Source organism: Fontisphaera persica (assembly GCF_024832785.1).
GTDB classification, from domain to species: domain Bacteria; phylum Verrucomicrobiota; class Verrucomicrobiia; order Limisphaerales; family Fontisphaeraceae; genus Fontisphaera; species Fontisphaera persica.
Genome location: NZ_CP116615.1, coordinates 1,318,244 through 1,332,642, shown reverse-complemented (window position 1 = coordinate 1,332,642; position 14,399 = coordinate 1,318,244). Strand labels below are relative to the sequence as shown.

Annotated in this window: 12 protein-coding genes and 1 tRNA gene; 6 read left to right on the top strand and 7 right to left on the bottom strand. The window is 57.3% G+C overall.

Going from position 1 to position 14,399, the window contains the following annotated elements; translation table 11 throughout:
• Positions 1-27 precede the first annotated feature (27 nt).
• The 4 genes from NXS98_RS04660 to lepA form a co-directional block, all read right to left on the bottom strand.
• Complete coding sequence (locus NXS98_RS04660) at positions 28-1,284, bottom strand: amidohydrolase family protein (RefSeq protein ID WP_283847311.1); 1,257 nt, start codon at positions 1,282-1,284, stop codon at positions 28-30.
• A 35-nt stretch (positions 1,285-1,319) separates the two neighbouring features.
• Positions 1,320-2,780, bottom strand: a complete 1,461-nt coding sequence (locus NXS98_RS04655) for an MFS transporter (protein ID WP_283847310.1) — start codon at positions 2,778-2,780, stop codon at positions 1,320-1,322.
• Positions 2,781-3,029: 249 nt separating this feature from the next.
• Positions 3,030-4,283, bottom strand: coding sequence for a signal peptidase I (gene lepB / locus NXS98_RS04650; RefSeq protein WP_283847309.1), 1,254 nt, complete (start codon positions 4,281-4,283; stop codon positions 3,030-3,032).
• A 13-nt stretch (positions 4,284-4,296) separates the two neighbouring features.
• Complete coding sequence (gene lepA, locus NXS98_RS04645) at positions 4,297-6,087, bottom strand: translation elongation factor 4 (protein WP_283847308.1); 1,791 nt, start codon at positions 6,085-6,087, stop codon at positions 4,297-4,299.
• 349 nt (positions 6,088-6,436) lie between these two features.
• Between lepA and NXS98_RS04640 the strand changes: the two genes are divergently transcribed.
• Positions 6,437-7,357 (top strand): hypothetical protein, encoded by a 921-nt coding sequence (locus tag NXS98_RS04640; protein WP_283847307.1) that lies wholly within the window; start codon positions 6,437-6,439, stop codon positions 7,355-7,357.
• 55 nt (positions 7,358-7,412) lie between these two features.
• On the opposite strand, the gene NXS98_RS04635 is transcribed toward NXS98_RS04640, so the two are convergent.
• Together NXS98_RS04635 and NXS98_RS04630 are read right to left on the bottom strand one after the other, a co-directional pair.
• Positions 7,413-9,053 (bottom strand): ankyrin repeat domain-containing protein, encoded by a 1,641-nt coding sequence (locus NXS98_RS04635; RefSeq protein WP_283847305.1) that lies wholly within the window; start codon positions 9,051-9,053, stop codon positions 7,413-7,415.
• A gap of 8 nt (positions 9,054-9,061) precedes the next feature.
• On the bottom strand, positions 9,062-9,802 hold the full coding sequence (locus NXS98_RS04630) for a polyprenol monophosphomannose synthase (protein WP_283847304.1): 741 nt from the start codon (positions 9,800-9,802) through the stop codon (positions 9,062-9,064).
• A gap of 228 nt (positions 9,803-10,030) precedes the next feature.
• Between NXS98_RS04630 and NXS98_RS04625 the strand changes: the two genes are divergently transcribed.
• Complete coding sequence (locus tag NXS98_RS04625) at positions 10,031-10,405, top strand: PleD family two-component system response regulator (protein ID WP_283847303.1); 375 nt, start codon at positions 10,031-10,033, stop codon at positions 10,403-10,405.
• Between the two features lie 32 nt (positions 10,406-10,437).
• Entirely contained in the window at positions 10,438-11,262 is an 825-nt protein-coding gene (hemQ, locus tag NXS98_RS04620; protein ID WP_283847302.1) for a hydrogen peroxide-dependent heme synthase, read from the top strand.
• An 11-nt stretch (positions 11,263-11,273) separates the two neighbouring features.
• Here hemQ and NXS98_RS04615 read toward each other — a convergent pair.
• Positions 11,274-11,350, bottom strand: a tRNA-Pro gene (locus NXS98_RS04615).
• Positions 11,351-11,481: 131 nt separating this feature from the next.
• Between NXS98_RS04615 and NXS98_RS04610 the strand changes: the two genes are divergently transcribed.
• From NXS98_RS04610 to NXS98_RS04600, 3 genes are read left to right on the top strand one after another with little or no spacing between them, the layout of a single operon-like run.
• Positions 11,482-12,732, top strand: coding sequence for a 4-hydroxy-3-methylbut-2-enyl diphosphate reductase (locus NXS98_RS04610; RefSeq protein WP_283847301.1), 1,251 nt, complete (start codon positions 11,482-11,484; stop codon positions 12,730-12,732).
• A gap of 18 nt (positions 12,733-12,750) precedes the next feature.
• Positions 12,751-13,929, top strand: coding sequence for a deoxyguanosinetriphosphate triphosphohydrolase (locus tag NXS98_RS04605; RefSeq protein ID WP_283847300.1), 1,179 nt, complete (start codon positions 12,751-12,753; stop codon positions 13,927-13,929).
• Between the two features lie 36 nt (positions 13,930-13,965).
• A complete protein-coding gene (locus NXS98_RS04600) occupies positions 13,966-14,364 on the top strand; it encodes an NADH-quinone oxidoreductase subunit A (RefSeq protein ID WP_283847299.1) in 399 nt (132 codons plus the stop codon).
• The last annotated feature ends 35 nt before the right edge of the window (positions 14,365-14,399 follow it).

Below are 14,399 nucleotides of genomic sequence, written 5' to 3'. Positions count from 1 at the left end.
AGTCATCGGCTTGACTGGGTTTGAGAATCACGTTTTGGGTATCTGCCAATTTTGAACCTCCCAACGGCCCTGAATCATGACTCCAATGGGTTTACCTGCCGCATGAACCACATACTCAAAAGGGCAGGTGAGCGAGGAGGGAACTGGCAGCGCCACAAGGTCCGCCCAAGCCCCTGGCTGGATTTGACCCAGGCGCCCTTGTAAGCCCACAGCTTTCGCCCCATTCACAGTGGCCATGTTGAGGATTGCCTGAGGGGCTAATCCCGGAAACTTGGCTGCCATTTCCCGCATTTCGCTGAACATGCTCAATACCAGTGGCCCTTTTCCTTTCTTCATAGTTGAGGCCAAACTATCAGTGCCCAAGCAAACATTCACTCCAGCGTTCATCACCGTCTGCAGCGGAAAAGGGCGATGGCGAAAGTAACTATGGCTTTGGGGGCAATGAACCACACTGACGTTATGTTGAGCCAGCAATTCAGCATCATGTGGGGTGGCGTTGTTGACATGGATGGCCAACAGCCGCGGGCCTAAAACCCGAAGCGCGGCCAACTGTTCCACCGGTGTGCGTCCCTTGCAATCATCCATATCTCGCTGAGGCGCAAGCCAGTCATACATCCGCCCGGCCCGACGCGTGAACATCTCGAATTCATCCACCGATTCAGCCACGTGCATGGCCATAGGCCAGCGGCGCTTTCGGCACAACGCGGCGGCGGCCTGGACCAGTTCGGGCGTGGTGGAATACAAGGCGTGCGGGGATAATCCAGGCCTGCAGCGGCCGCGGGGCAAGGGATCAAGCCATCGCTGGGCCTCGACAAGCAAATCATTGGCAGCTCGGCGGCTGCGCACATTGGTTAGTTCCAGGAGGCTGAAGACGCGCAACGGAGTGGCGCTCCAAACCTCGGGCAAAAGTTCAGGCACCGCCTCGATGTCCACCACGGTGGTAACCCCGGATTCCAGCAACATCCGGGCTCCCGCCAGCCATGATTGGGCAAATTCACTAAACCCCCAATGCGACTTGAAAGACAACATCCCCTTAAGCCAGTCGGGAAAATAGCGCGGTGGTGGCAGGCCGCCTGCCATGTGCGTGTAATCCAAATGGCAATGGGCGTTGATTAAGCCCGGCATCAAGAGAACATCCCCTAAATCCAAAAGCTCACCTGAGCTCCGCCGACGCAAATCGCGCCATCGCCCCACGGTGGTGATTCGGCCGCGATGAATCTCCAGCACCCCATCCTCCAGAGGAGGTTGGGATATGGGCAATATCCATCGCGCACGCAACCACATGCACCATTCAGCCTAACGCGAAGGGGGGAAGCGCTTCAATGTTTGGTTTGGAGTCCGGCCGCCACCCATTTGCGGGCCAGCCACAGCCCAACAGGCGTGGTCATGGCAAAAATGCCGTAAACCAACCATATCCATTCGGTTTGCAGTTGTTCGGGGGGCAGACCCTTGGCGCAAAAAGTCTCCAACATGTAACCGGAATAAAATCCGGTGGTTCCTTTGGCCAATAACCATGGGATGTTCGCCAGCCCCATGAATTGTGCCACGCGTCCTGGCGGCGCCAGCTCCGCCGCGTATTCCAAAAAGCGGGCCGACCACAGGGCTTCACCAATGGAAAACACCACAAAGTAGGTAATCAACAGCCCAAGGTGGGGGCCGGCACAAAGTAAAAAGGTGGGAGCGGCCGAAACCAAAGTCCCCACCACCATCATGGTATAGACATGGACGCGGCGCGTGAGGGCGGTCAAAATCGGGACCCCGAAGAAAATAATGAGCGGGTTGATCCAGTTCACCAGCCATTCCATGCGATCCGCTACGTTCTGGGGATAAGCCCGCAAGATATATTCCGGCATGGTAAGCCATTGATGGGCAAAGAGCGTGCGCACCGGCAGCAACATGAAGATGAAAAACAGGAAACGAGGATTTGCGAAAGGACCCTCGGTGAAATAGTGTTTGAAAAATCCTCGCAGATTGCGGCGCACTTGGGGGGCGGTATCAGTTTCCGGACGCAAGCGCGTGGCTTCCTGGCGACGCGTCATCAAAACAAGAAAACCGGCCAGGGCAATCAAAGTAATACCCAGGCAAACCCAGTTCACCGCATGAGCGCCGCTGACTGAGTAATTGCGTAAAAAGGCCAAAAAGGGCAGGGGAGTGCCCTGCCCCTTTCCGTCCATGATTTCCTGCACGGCCGGACGTATCCATGCAGATAAAGCGCCTATCCCCACAATGCCCAGGTTCATCCAGGCATAAATCATGGCATACCCCATTGAATGCGTTTTTTCATCGGTAAATTGCTTGACCCCCGAATAACAGGAAGGCGTTAAAATCCCCGACCCCATCGCCACGAGGAGAATGCTGAAGATGATGATGCCGGACGCAAAGCCCCCAGCCTGCGGTGCCAGACAATAAGCCAGCCGGCCAATGGTACTAAAAACAAGGGCCATGAGAATGGCGCGCCGCAACCCCTGCTTTTCCGCCCAGCTTCCAACTCCCAACATGAATAAAGTGACCAGCATGGTGAAGACTGACACCGCCACTCCTGCTGGTCGGTCGCCCCAACGCAAATCCGTGGAAAGATAATGCGTCATGAGCGTCAACACGCCGAAATAAGCCATGCTTTCAACGACATAAACGCCAATGATAATCCATAGGGCCTTGGGCAGGACGCCCAAGTCAGTGAACGAACGAAAAAAATCCCTTAATGCCTCTCCTACGGATTGCGGCTTTGGTGCATCAGTCTTTTGCATGAATGGCTTTGGATTTAGCCGAAGATGGACCACGAAACAACTGAGAATCGCGGTGAAAGATGGGCCTTGAGCGGTGGGACAAATGCGGATGAACTGCAAACCACCGCTGGAAACCAGTTGTTTTAGAAGGGTTTAAGGCAGCTATTTATATTAAACATAACATAAATTGTGCGAAAATAATAATCATGCAGTTTATTGCGGCGCAAGCAGTTTGGAAATCGCATTTTTAAATAAAACCTCTTAACGATTGTTGCGGCTGGCTGGAGGTCGGCTGTCAAATTATCATTTGCCGCTGTTGGCCAGGTGTTCCCAGCCAAAGCGTTCGCCAAAAGGCCAGTAAACGAAAAACGATTTGCCAATAACATTTTCCTGCGGCAAATCGCCCCAGTTGCGGGAATCGGAACTGTTGAGGGTGTTGTCTCCCATGGCAAGGTAATGCTTGGGGCGCACAACGAATTCCGTTTGCGCATCAGGAAAATAAAACGACAGCCTTGTCAAATTGGGATCGCGGAGAATTTGTGCGGCTTTTGTCCCCACCGTGCGGTTCATGTGCCCATAATAACGCCCCCTTTGGGGATTTTTTATGTCGAAAGTATAGACCCGCTCGAAGTTGGGTGTGCTGGCATCCAGACGTGTGCCGTTGACGACCAGGTGGTTGTCATCCCCAATTCGCACCTTTTCGCCTCCCAGCGCCACCATGCGCTTGATGTAATACTGATTGGGTGCCAGCCCTTGAATGCCCTTGGTGGCAAAGACAATGATTTCACCCCGCCTGGGCCGACGGAAATTGTATGTCAAGCGATCCACAAACAAATGGTCGCCGCTGATAACCTTAAGTCGCAGGACCATTTCTCCGGGTTGAAATTCCCGGCTGGTGGGCGTGAAATACATGGCTCCGTCCGGCAGCCGGTGAAGTTCCACCAGGCCTGCGCGCTCCAAAATATCGTCCGGCGGGAAATAAAGCGTGACGTTTTGAGTGCCAATGCGAAACCGCTGCCAGAGATTGAAGAAAATGAATCGTTTGGGTGGGCGCACATCCTGAATCTGGCCGCCGGATTCCGCCACCACCTGAAAATAACTGATGCCTTTGAACCAGGAGTCCACAAAGGCCCGCCAGCCGGTGGGAATGGTGACCTCATGTTGCCCCATCAAGTTCTCATGGGTAATGCCATACAAGGTCGGCTGCATGGAGCCGGTGGGAATTTTGAACGGTTGCAGAAAAAAGGTGCGGATGGCCATGGCGACGGCAATGGCCACTAGAAACACCTCGATATTGTCGCGCAAACTGGCATGAGGATACGGCTTAATCCATTTGCCGGCGGTGGCCTCCAAATGCCCGAGGGCAGCCGCTAATTTTTTCTTGTCGGTGGTTTCCCGGGCGGTTTGCCGGAGGGCGGAACATGCTTCCCGCACCGCTTCCTGACCTGCGGGTGTGATTAGGTCCGCCTGGGCACGCAAAGTGCGGCGCACGTGGCGCTCGGCAGCGATGGCATTGCGGACGGTGTGGCTTAAGAACCAGTTCAGCAGCAAAGACATAGCAAGTGAGACGTCAGGCCTTCAACACGGCAATGAACGCCTCCTGCGGAATGTCCACTGAACCAATGGACTTCATGCGTTTCTTGCCTTCTTTTTGTTTTTCCAGCAGCTTGCGTTTGCGGGTGATGTCGCCGCCGTAACACTTGGCGGTGACATCTTTGCGAAATGCCTTGACGGTTTCCCGCGCAATAATTTTGCCGCCAATGGCTGCTTGAATGGCCACCTGGAATTGCTGGCGCGGAATGACTTCCTTGAGTTTGGCCGCCAAAGCGCGACCCCGGCTTTCAGCCTTGGAGCGATGGACGATGCAGGAAAAAGCGTCCACTGGCTCGCCGTTTACCAGGATGTCCAGTTTAATCATGTCCGCCGCCCGCGGCTCGATGAATTCATAGTCCATGGAGCCGTATCCGCGCGTGATGCTTTTAATGCGGTCATGAAAATCAATAAGAATTTCATTCAGCGGCAGCTCGGCCGTGAGCATCACGCGGCGCGGGTCAATGGTTTCTGTATGTTTGACTTCGCCGCGCCGGTCACTGATGAGCAGCATTAAATCGCCGATGTATTCATTGGGGCAAATGATAAAGGCCCGCACCATCGGCTCTTCAATGGTCTGGATATGGTTGGGTTCCGGCAGAAACACGGGATTGTCTATTTCTTTGACTGTGCCATCGGTCAACGTGACGCGGTACACCACCGACGGATACGTCGCAATGATGTCCATGTCATATTCCCGGCGGAGCCGCTCCTGGACAATCTCCATGTGCAGCAAGCCCAGGAAGCCGCAGCGAAAGCCAAATCCCAACGCCACCGAGCTTTCCGACTGATAAACAAACGCCGGATCGTTAAGCTGCAATTTGCCCAGATTGACTTTCAGGTGTTCGTAATCAGCAGTGTTAATGGGATAAATGCCGCTGAAAACCATCGGATGGACTTCTTTGAATCCGGGCAGGGCCGGTGAGGGGTGCCTGGCGTCGGTGAGGGTGTCACCCATCTTGACCTCGGAAGGGCTCTTGATGTTGGCGGTGATGTAGCCCACCTCCCCCATGGTCAGCGCCTCCCGCACGTAAGGTTTGGGATTGAAACTACCGACTTCCTTGACTTCCACCGTCTTGCCTGAATGCAGCAGCTTGACCAGCATGCCGGGGCGCAACTCGCCGTTAAAGACCCGGACGTAGGTGATGACGCCCTTGTAAGTGTCAAACTTGGAGTCGAACATAAGCGCCTGCAAAGACGGGGCGGGCGTGGGCTGAGGTGGTGGGATGCGCGCCACCACGGCCTCGAGGATGTCATCAATGCCAATTCCGGCTTTGGCGCTGGCCAATATGGCCTGGTCCGCCGGAATGGCGAGAATATCTTCCAGTTGTTTTTTGACCTCCTCGACATTGGCATGGGGCAGGTCAATCTTGTTGATGACCGGGATGATGGTCAGATTTTGTTTCATGGCCATGTGGACATTGGCCACCGTCTGCGCCTCCACTCCCTGGGCGGCGTCCACAATCAACAAAGCCCCTTCGCAGGCGCTCAGACTGCGTGAAACTTCATAGGAAAAATCCACATGGCCGGGCGTATCAATCAGATTCAGCTCGTAGGTTTCGTTATTATGCGCCTGATAGTACATGGTGACGGGATGCGCCTTGATGGTGATGCCTCGTTCCTGCTCCAAATCCATGGCGTCAAGCAATTGATCACGCATTTCCCGCTCCGAGACCGTTCCCGTGCGCGCCAGCAGACGGTCGGAAAGCGTCGTCTTCCCATGGTCAATATGGGCAATAATACAAAAGTTTCTGATATGTGCTGCGTCCATCGCCAAACAAACTTCCCAAAACGGGCCAAAGGTTAAACCGTGAAGCCGCATCCGGCAACGGGAAAACCAATCTTTATGGGAAAGACTGGGTGAGATCATGACCCCCGTGGTTAAGATCAACGTGTTGAGTGCACGCCGCAAGGATGAGCTGCTGCACCTCCTCCGGAGGAGGTGCAGCAGCGGCGCGCCCCATCTGCTATCCTCCCGGCGTGCACACCACCTACTTTGAATTGTACCGTATGCGCACCCACCGCCATTGGTTGCGACAAAAACTCGTCGCCTTCGCCAAAACCCACGGCATCAAAGCCGCCGTCCGCGAGTTCGGCTGTTCCCGCAACACCGTCCGTAAATGGCTCCGACGCCACGTGCCCGGCAAGCCCTCCTCCCTCCAAGAACACAGCCGCCGCCCACGACGCTCCCCCCGCCGTATCCCCTCCGGCCTCGAAGGCCAAATCGTCAAACTCCGCCACCAAACCGGCTTCGGCGCCGAACGCCTCCAGCGCGAGTTCGCCCTCCCCTGCAGCCACAACGCCATCGCCCGCGTCCTCCGCCAACACCATCTCCTCCGCCCACGCAAAAAGAAACCCGCCACCAAAAAACTCCTCCGCGCCCTCAAACGGAACTGGCCACTCTTCTCCCAACTCTCCGCCGATACCAAGTATTTACAGGACATTCCCCATTACTGGCCCCAAATGAACCGCCTCCACCTCCCCGCTTCCAATACACCGTCCGCGAACCAGTCTCCGGCGCCTGCTTCACCGGCTACGCCGACGAACTCTCCAAATCCTACGCCACCCTCCTGGCCACACAACTCTCCGCCCACCTCGCCGCCCACGGCGTCAACCTCACCACCCTGGTCTGGCAAACCGACAACGGCAGTGAATTCCAAGTCAACCAACACCACCAAGGCCTCCCCGCCACCGTCCGCGCCCTCGGCTCCGACCACCGCTTCATCCCTCCCAAACGCTACACCTGGCAAAGCGACGTCGAAACCGTCCACCGCCTGGTCGAAGACGAATTCTTCGACCGCGAAACCTTCTCCAGCCCCCAAGACTTTTGGGCCAAAATCACCACCTACTGGCTGTACTTCAACCTCGTCCGCCCCAACCGCGGCAAAGAATGGCAAAGCCCACTCCAAATCCTCAACGCCAAGGCCCCAGCCCTCGCCGGGGCCCTAATCCACTGGCTCCCCCTCAACCTCTCCCAACCCCACCATCCCGACTTGCCTCCACCCCTCCACCGGGGTCATGATCTACCCAGCTTTCCCTGAAAACCAATCTTTACGGGGTGCTGCCGAGTCATGTCCAACCTCGGCACTTGGAAAATTATTGTCCCCCCAGCTCCGGAAACACCTGGCTGAGCGAGGGTATCAATACCCATCGTCCGCCGACATGATAAAAATCACCCTCCAAAAAACGGTCACCTCCGCGGCGGCGTACTTCAATCTGATATACGGCAATGTCGGGCGCAATGATGCGGCGCGCCTTGGCGGCAGCAGCGGCAGCGGAGGGCGGCCGGGGTTCCAGTCTGAGATACTCCCCTGCCCTGCTCCCCCCGCGAATCATGTTCAGAAAATTCTGACGGTCTTCCTCGTTGCGATTGGCCGCCCCCCATGCCATGACTTCATCACGGTGAATGCGATCCACCTTTTCCCACACCTGGGCGGCGCCACGCACAAAGATACGGTTGATTTCCGCCTGTGTGGGCAATCGTTCCAACAAGATTTTTTTCAAGTCGCCAAACGAAGCCGTGGCCAGCTTATCCTGATAGGAACGGTAATGTTCCATGAGGGATTTTTCCAACGGGGTGGCCGGCGGTTCGGGCGGCAACACGCCCCCTGCCGCTCGCAACATGGACGCGAGTTCCTGGTTCCCCTCAAACAACGCCAGCGCCAGCGGCGTGTCACCCTCACGTGTGACCAGATTGGGGTTGGCCTTGGCCGCCAACAAAGCCTGCACCAGCGGACGATTGCCGCGCAAAACGGCGTGATGGAGCGCGGTAAAGCCCCCGCCGGTTTCCTGGGCATTCAGGTCCACGCCGGTGGCAATCAACCCTTCGGCCACGCCATCCGGCTCCGGCACCGCGGCGGCCAGAATCAGCGCCGTGTTGCCAAACCGATCGCGCACGCGCGGGTCCGCCCCCGCTGATAATAAAAATTTGACCATGTCCGGCATCTTGCCGGCAGCGGCAGCCAGGAGCAGCGGCGTGGCCCCAATGGAGGTACGCAAATTAACGTCCGCTTTGTTGGAAACCAGCAGGCTGGCCATGGGCAAATCATTGCGTTGCACGGCAATGTGAAGGGGAGCCACTCCCCCATTGTCGGTGGCATTGATTTTCGCGCCAGCGTTGATTAAAGCTTGCGCTGCCGCCAGATTGCTGCTTTCGGCCGCATGATGGAGTGCTGTCCACAAATTAGTGTCGGTTGCCTCAACCGCGGCTGCATTGGTGGATAAAATGGCCTCCAAAGCGGCCAGATTATTACTGCGCACCGCCGCAATCACGGTCGGCCAGCGGGGCGTAGGAGGGATTAGAACTGTTTCGCGCGGCCCGGCATTGGTGGCAACGGGCGCCGGTTTGCGGACAAGAGGGGGCGCCGCTGGCTTCTGTACATCCATCACGCCCCCATGTTTCCTCAGCAATTCGGCGACTTCTTTGCGTCCCAAACCTTGCGCAAGGTAAAGGGGCGTTATGCCGCTGCTGGACCGGGCGTTGACTTCGGCTCCCGAGTTTAACAGCAACACTACCACCTCCAAATGCCCCGCCGCTGCCGCCAGGTGCAACGGCGTCCGTTGCTCGCGATCCCGCTCATGCACGACGGCCGGATTGGTCGCCAGCAAGGCGCGCACTTTGGCGGTATCGCCGCGCTCTGCAGCCTGGTGAATTTCCCCTGCCAGGACACTGCCGGCGGCGGCAAGCCAGAAGAAACCGGACACCAGAACCCAAACCATGAAACGCAATCCTGCCATGCTAAAACTCAAGCCGAAGGCCGAGGACGCGGCGAGCGCCGCAATCCATTTTGAATCCACAGGCGCCAAACCATCCAGACGGCCTCCCACACAATTTTGCCGGACATCTTGGAAGTGCCTTGAAAGCGGTCGGTGAAAATGATGGGGATTTCCGCCACCCTCAGCCCCTGCCGCCAGATTTTATGCGTCACTTCGACCTGAAAGCTGTAACCGTTGGAATGGATGGTCTTCCAATCCACCGCCTGAAGTGCGGTTCGGCGGAAGCACTTGTAGCCCCCCGTGGGATCAGTGACCGGCATGCCGGTTATCCAACGCACATACTGGGCTGCGCCCAAGCTTAGAATGAGGCGTTTGAGCGGCCAATTGATCACGCGGATTCCCTTGCTGTACCGCGAACCAATCACCAAATCCGCTTCCTGTGCGGTACGGACAAAGTCCGGTATGGCTGCCGGATCATGCGAAAAATCGCCGTCCATCTGGATGACGAAAGCGTAATTGCGGGCCAGCGCCCACTCAAAGCCGGCGCAATAGGCCCTGCCCAAACCATCTTTCTCCCGCCGGTGCAGCACATGCACTTGGGGATGCTTCTGGGCCAGTTCATCGGCCAATTCGCCGGTGCCGTCAGGAGAGTTGTCATCCACCACCAGCACGTCCACCGGCAGGGGCAAAGCCAACAGCCGTCCAATGAGAGGGGGCAAATTATCCCGCTCATTGTACGTTGGCACCACCACCAAAACCTCGGCCGCCATAAATGCAATCGCTGGCCCGATGACTTACCATGAGCACCGTAGAACACAAGCCGGGAATGCAACCCCGCAGGAGTATCCTGCCTGCCGCATCCTGCCTCCGACCTGGACAAACTCGGATTCATGGGCGCGAGATGACCGCCATGCCGCAATCACGCGCCGACATTCCCTATTTGCGCGGCCTTATCAAATCATTTGATTTTTGGTTTTTCCTGACCCACTCTTGAGCGCGTGACGCAACCGCTGGTCATTCTGGTTTATGAGCGCATCCTGCCCGGCAGTCAGCTTTTGAACCGGTTTCAGGACATGGGATATCGCGTTCTGGCGCTGAATGACCCGCGGCTGCTGGTCGAAACCGCCCGCCGGGAAGGCCCCCTGCTGGCCGTGGTGGACATGCCTTTTGCCCAGGCCAACGCCGGTCGGGCTGTGGCCGAGTTGCGGTCCTCACCCGATACACAGCATGTGCCCGTAATCGCCATTGTGCCCGCCGGCGACAAGGAATTGGAGCAAACTGCCATTGCCAGCCAGGCAACCCTGGTAGCCCATGACACCGCCATCCTGAATCACCTGGACCGTTTTTTGCAGCAAGCCTTGCAATTGGACTGACCCTCAACGTAGCGCCCATCGCCGCTTCCTGTATGAACTTGCCCAGCATTTCATTGAAGCAAGGAATTCACGTCATGCATCTCTTTTACCGTGTGGACCGCTGGAGATGGCTGCAACTGCCCTCCGGTGAATCCACCGGCCGCCGCGAGCGCCTGACGGCCCTCTGCCAGGCCAATCAAGCGGCCTGCCAGCCCCGGCTCACCTGTTATGCCAACGTGGGGGGCAAGGCGGATTTGGTGTTCATGTTGCAACATGCCACCCTGGACGGCATCGCCCGCCTGCATCGGGACTTGGAGGCTTGTTTCCCGGCAGGGGTACTGCAACCTGTATTTAGCTATTTGAGTGTTACTGAGTTGACCGAGTACATGCCCACCTTGGAGGACGCCAAACTGCGCCTGCAACGGCAGGAAAACCTGGCGCCCGGCACCCCCGAGTATGAAAAGCGCCTGGCCGAGGAAGCCAAACGCGTTGAAGATTACATGCATTATCGGCTTTATCCGGAGCTGCCAGATTGGGAGGTGATGGGCTTTTATCCCATGAACAAGCGCCGCCAGGCCGGCGACAACTGGTACCTCTTGAACTTTGAGCAGCGCAAACTGCTCATGGGCGGCCATGCGCGCACCGGCCGCAAATACGCGGGACGGGTGGTGCAAATGATCACCGGCTCCACCGGTCTGGATGATTGGGAGTGGGGTGTCACGCTCGTGGCCCGGCAGGCGGATACCATAAAAGAAATTGTCTACGAAATGCGCTTTGACGAAGTAAGCGCCCGTTATGCGGATTTTGGGCCTTTTTATATCAACCTCCGCCTCAGCCCGGAGGCATTATGGGACCACCTGCGATTGCCGCAGGTGTAAGAAAAATAGAATGGTCGGAGCGGCCGGATTTGAACCGGCGACCTCTTGGTCCCAAACCAAGCGCTCTACCAAGCTAAGCTACGCTCCGACGCTCGCTCGCGGGCAATAGTTGCGTGAGCGCGCCGCCAATGCAATCATGAATTGTACAGCGCACGCCTCCCCTGCCCTGCCCCGCAAACCGGCTTTACGCCGCGGCGATTCGTGCTAAACTTCCCTTGTATGGCGGCGGAACCCACAGTCACGACCCCCAAAATCAACCTGCGCCGTCCCGACATCATGGCCGAGGTGCAGGCGCAAGTCGTCTCGCATTACCGGAGCGAGCTGGTGGAATATTTGCGCGCCCATGGTCACGAGCTGCGGGCCGGCAACCTGTGCATCAAACTGGCCAAGGAATTTGGCTTTTGTTATGGCGTGGAGCGAGCCATTGACCTGGCGTACGCCGCTCGTAAAAGTTTCCCCCCGGAGACCCCCATTTTCCTTCTCGGCGAAATCATTCACAACCCCGAGGTGAATGACCAAATCCGCAACCTGGGCATACGCACCATCTCGAGCCGCCCCACGCCCGAGGAACTGGCGCTGCTGAAAGCGGGTGATGTCGTCATTATTCCCGCCTTCGGCACCGAGGTGCGCACCCGGCAGATATTGCAGGAAAAAGGCTGTGTCTTTGTGGACACCACCTGCGGCGACGTCATGAGCGTATGGAAGCGCGTGCGCCAATACGCGCGGGACCAGGTCACCAGCATCATTCATGGCAAGGCCCGCCATGAAGAAACCAAGGCCACCACTTCCCAGGCCACCGCCAGCGGTCAGGGGCATTACCTGGTGGTGTACAATCTCGAGGAGACCGATTACGTCTGCCGTTACATCGTGCAAGGCGGCAATAAACAGGAATTTTTGGAGAAATTCAAAGGGGCCTATTCTCCGGGCTTTGACCCTGATGTTCATCTTCAGGCTGTGGGCGTAGCCAATCAAACGACCATGTTGCGCAACGAAACGGAGGAGGTGCAGCGCCGCTTCAAGGCCGCGATGGAGCAAAAATATGGTCCGGAGAATCTGGAACGGCACTTCCGTTATTTTGACACCATTTGCGGCGCCACCCAGGACCGTCAGGATGCCCTGCAAAAGTTGCTGAAGGAACCCCTCGATTTGCTGCTCGTCATTGGCGGTTACAATTCTTCCAACACCTCCCATCTGGCTGAGATGGGCGAGGCGGTACTGCCCACTTACTTCATAAAAAACGCCGCCAAAATGGTGTCTCCCCGTCTCATCACCCATTGGAATCAGCACGTGCACCGCGAAGTGGAGACCGAAAACTGGCTGCCGGACGGTCCTGCCACCATCGGCATCACCGCCGGGGCATCCTGCCCCAACAATCTAATTGAGGATGTTATTGCCCGGTTGCTGGAGTTTCGCGGTTTGTCCGCCAAGGATGTTTTAGGCGCCCCCCCACGACCAGGGACGCCTGCCTGATGAAGGAAAAGCGCCCCTATGAGCGCGTTGCGCACGCGGGATCAACTGGAGGCCATGGAACGGCTTACCCTGGCCCCGTACGCCCAGTTTAGTTGCCAAACCCGCGGGCGCCGGCATCCGGAGCCTCCGCCTGAATGGCGCACCCATTTTCAGCGTGACCGTGACCGCGTGGTCCATAGCCGTGCCTTCCGCCGCCTGGAAGGTAAAACCCAGGTTTTTCTCAATGGCACCGGCGACCACCTGCGCACGCGGCTTACGCATACCATGGAAGTTGCCGCCATCGCCCGCAACATTGCCCGCGCCTTGCGCCTGAATGAGGATTTGGCGGAAACCATTGCGCTGGCCCATGACCTGGGGCATCCCCCCTTTGGCCACAAGGGCGAAACCGTCCTCAATCGGCTGATGCGCGAACATGGTGGTTTTGAACACAACCGCCAAAGTCTGCGCATCGTCGAGGAATTGGAACAAAAGTACCCGCAATTTCCCGGCCTGAATCTGACCTGGGAAGTGCGCGAAGGGCTGGTTTGCCATTCGCCGGAAAAAGCCGACGATAAAAACGCGGCTGAATTTTCCCGGGGCTGGGGCAGTCTGGAGGCCCAAGTGGCCAATCTGGCCGATGAAATAGCCTATTACAGCCATGATTTGGACGATGGGCTGGAAAGCGGCTTGTTGCAGGAAAAGGCCCTCATGCGCGAGGTGGAATTATTTGCGCTGGCCGCCCGGCAAGTAAAGCGTGCCCATGGCCAATTGCCCGACGAGTGCCGCCGTTTTTTTATCATTCGCTGTGTCATTGATTTGCAGGTGCGGGATGTTGTCACCACCTCCGCCGCCTGCATCGCTGCGGCCCGTCTGCAAACGGCGGATGACGCCCGCGCCTGCCGGCACCCCCTCATTCGTTACAGTCCGGCGCGGCATCGCCAGAACCGCGAGCTGCGGCGCTATTTGTACCGCAACCTTTACTACAATCCCGTCGTACACCAGCCCAACCGCCGGGCGGTGAAAATGCTGGCGGAGTTATTTCGGTACTACCTGCAGCATCCGCAGGAAATCGGCGAGCAAAGCCGCAAACGGGCCGCCGTGGACGGCTGGCCCCGGGCGATTTGTGATTACTTGAGCGGCATGACGGACCGTTATGCGCTCCTCGATTATGAGCATCGCCTGCAAGGCCGGCCAACCTCGGCCAGGCCGCAGGATTAGGCTTGCGCCCACTCCAGACGCTTTTACATTGGCGGTATGCAATTGGAACAATATTTGCCGGTGCTCATGTTGCTCTTGCTGGCCGTGGCTTTTACGGCCTTCATGTTGATTGGCTCCGTGGTGGCCGGCCGGCTGGCCAACCGCTTTCGCCTGCACCGCGCTCCCAGCAAAGACATCCCCTACGAGTGCGGCATGATTCCCTCCACCGGCCATAGCACCCGCCTCACCGTCAAATTTTACCTCGTGGCGCTGCTGTTCATTCTCTTCGACATTGAAGTCGTGTTTCTCTACCCCTGGGCGGTGGTGTATCGGGAAATGCTTCAGGACCCCGCCACCCGGAATCTCATTTTATTTGCCATGCTGCCCTTTCTGGGGCTTTTGTTTTTCGGCTTTTTCTACGAGTTAAAGAAAGGCGGTTTTAACTGGCGGGAATAGCGGAAGCATGCCTGTTCGGCGACATAACGGCTTTA

Excerpts from the sequence above, each read along its gene's own strand:
- NXS98_RS04635 (WP_283847305.1), bottom strand. The coding sequence starts at position 9,053 with ATGGCAGGATTGCGTTTCATGGTTTGGGTTCTGGTGTCCGGTTTCTTC.
- NXS98_RS04600 (WP_283847299.1), top strand. The coding sequence starts at position 13,966 with ATGCAATTGGAACAATATTTGCCGGTGCTCATGTTGCTCTTGCTGGCC.
- lepA (WP_283847308.1), bottom strand. The coding sequence starts at position 6,087 with ATGGACGCAGCACATATCAGAAACTTTTGTATTATTGCCCATATTGAC.
- lepB (WP_283847309.1), bottom strand. The coding sequence starts at position 4,283 with ATGTCTTTGCTGCTGAACTGGTTCTTAAGCCACACCGTCCGCAATGCC.
- NXS98_RS04640 (WP_283847307.1), top strand. The coding sequence starts at position 6,437 with ATGGCTCCGACGCCACGTGCCCGGCAAGCCCTCCTCCCTCCAAGAACA.
- NXS98_RS04630 (WP_283847304.1), bottom strand. The coding sequence starts at position 9,802 with ATGGCGGCCGAGGTTTTGGTGGTGGTGCCAACGTACAATGAGCGGGAT.
- NXS98_RS04660 (WP_283847311.1), bottom strand. The coding sequence starts at position 1,284 with ATGTGGTTGCGTGCGCGATGGATATTGCCCATATCCCAACCTCCTCTG.
- NXS98_RS04610 (WP_283847301.1), top strand. The coding sequence starts at position 11,482 with ATGGCGGCGGAACCCACAGTCACGACCCCCAAAATCAACCTGCGCCGT.
- hemQ (WP_283847302.1), top strand. The coding sequence starts at position 10,438 with ATGAACTTGCCCAGCATTTCATTGAAGCAAGGAATTCACGTCATGCAT.
- NXS98_RS04605 (WP_283847300.1), top strand. The coding sequence starts at position 12,751 with ATGAGCGCGTTGCGCACGCGGGATCAACTGGAGGCCATGGAACGGCTT.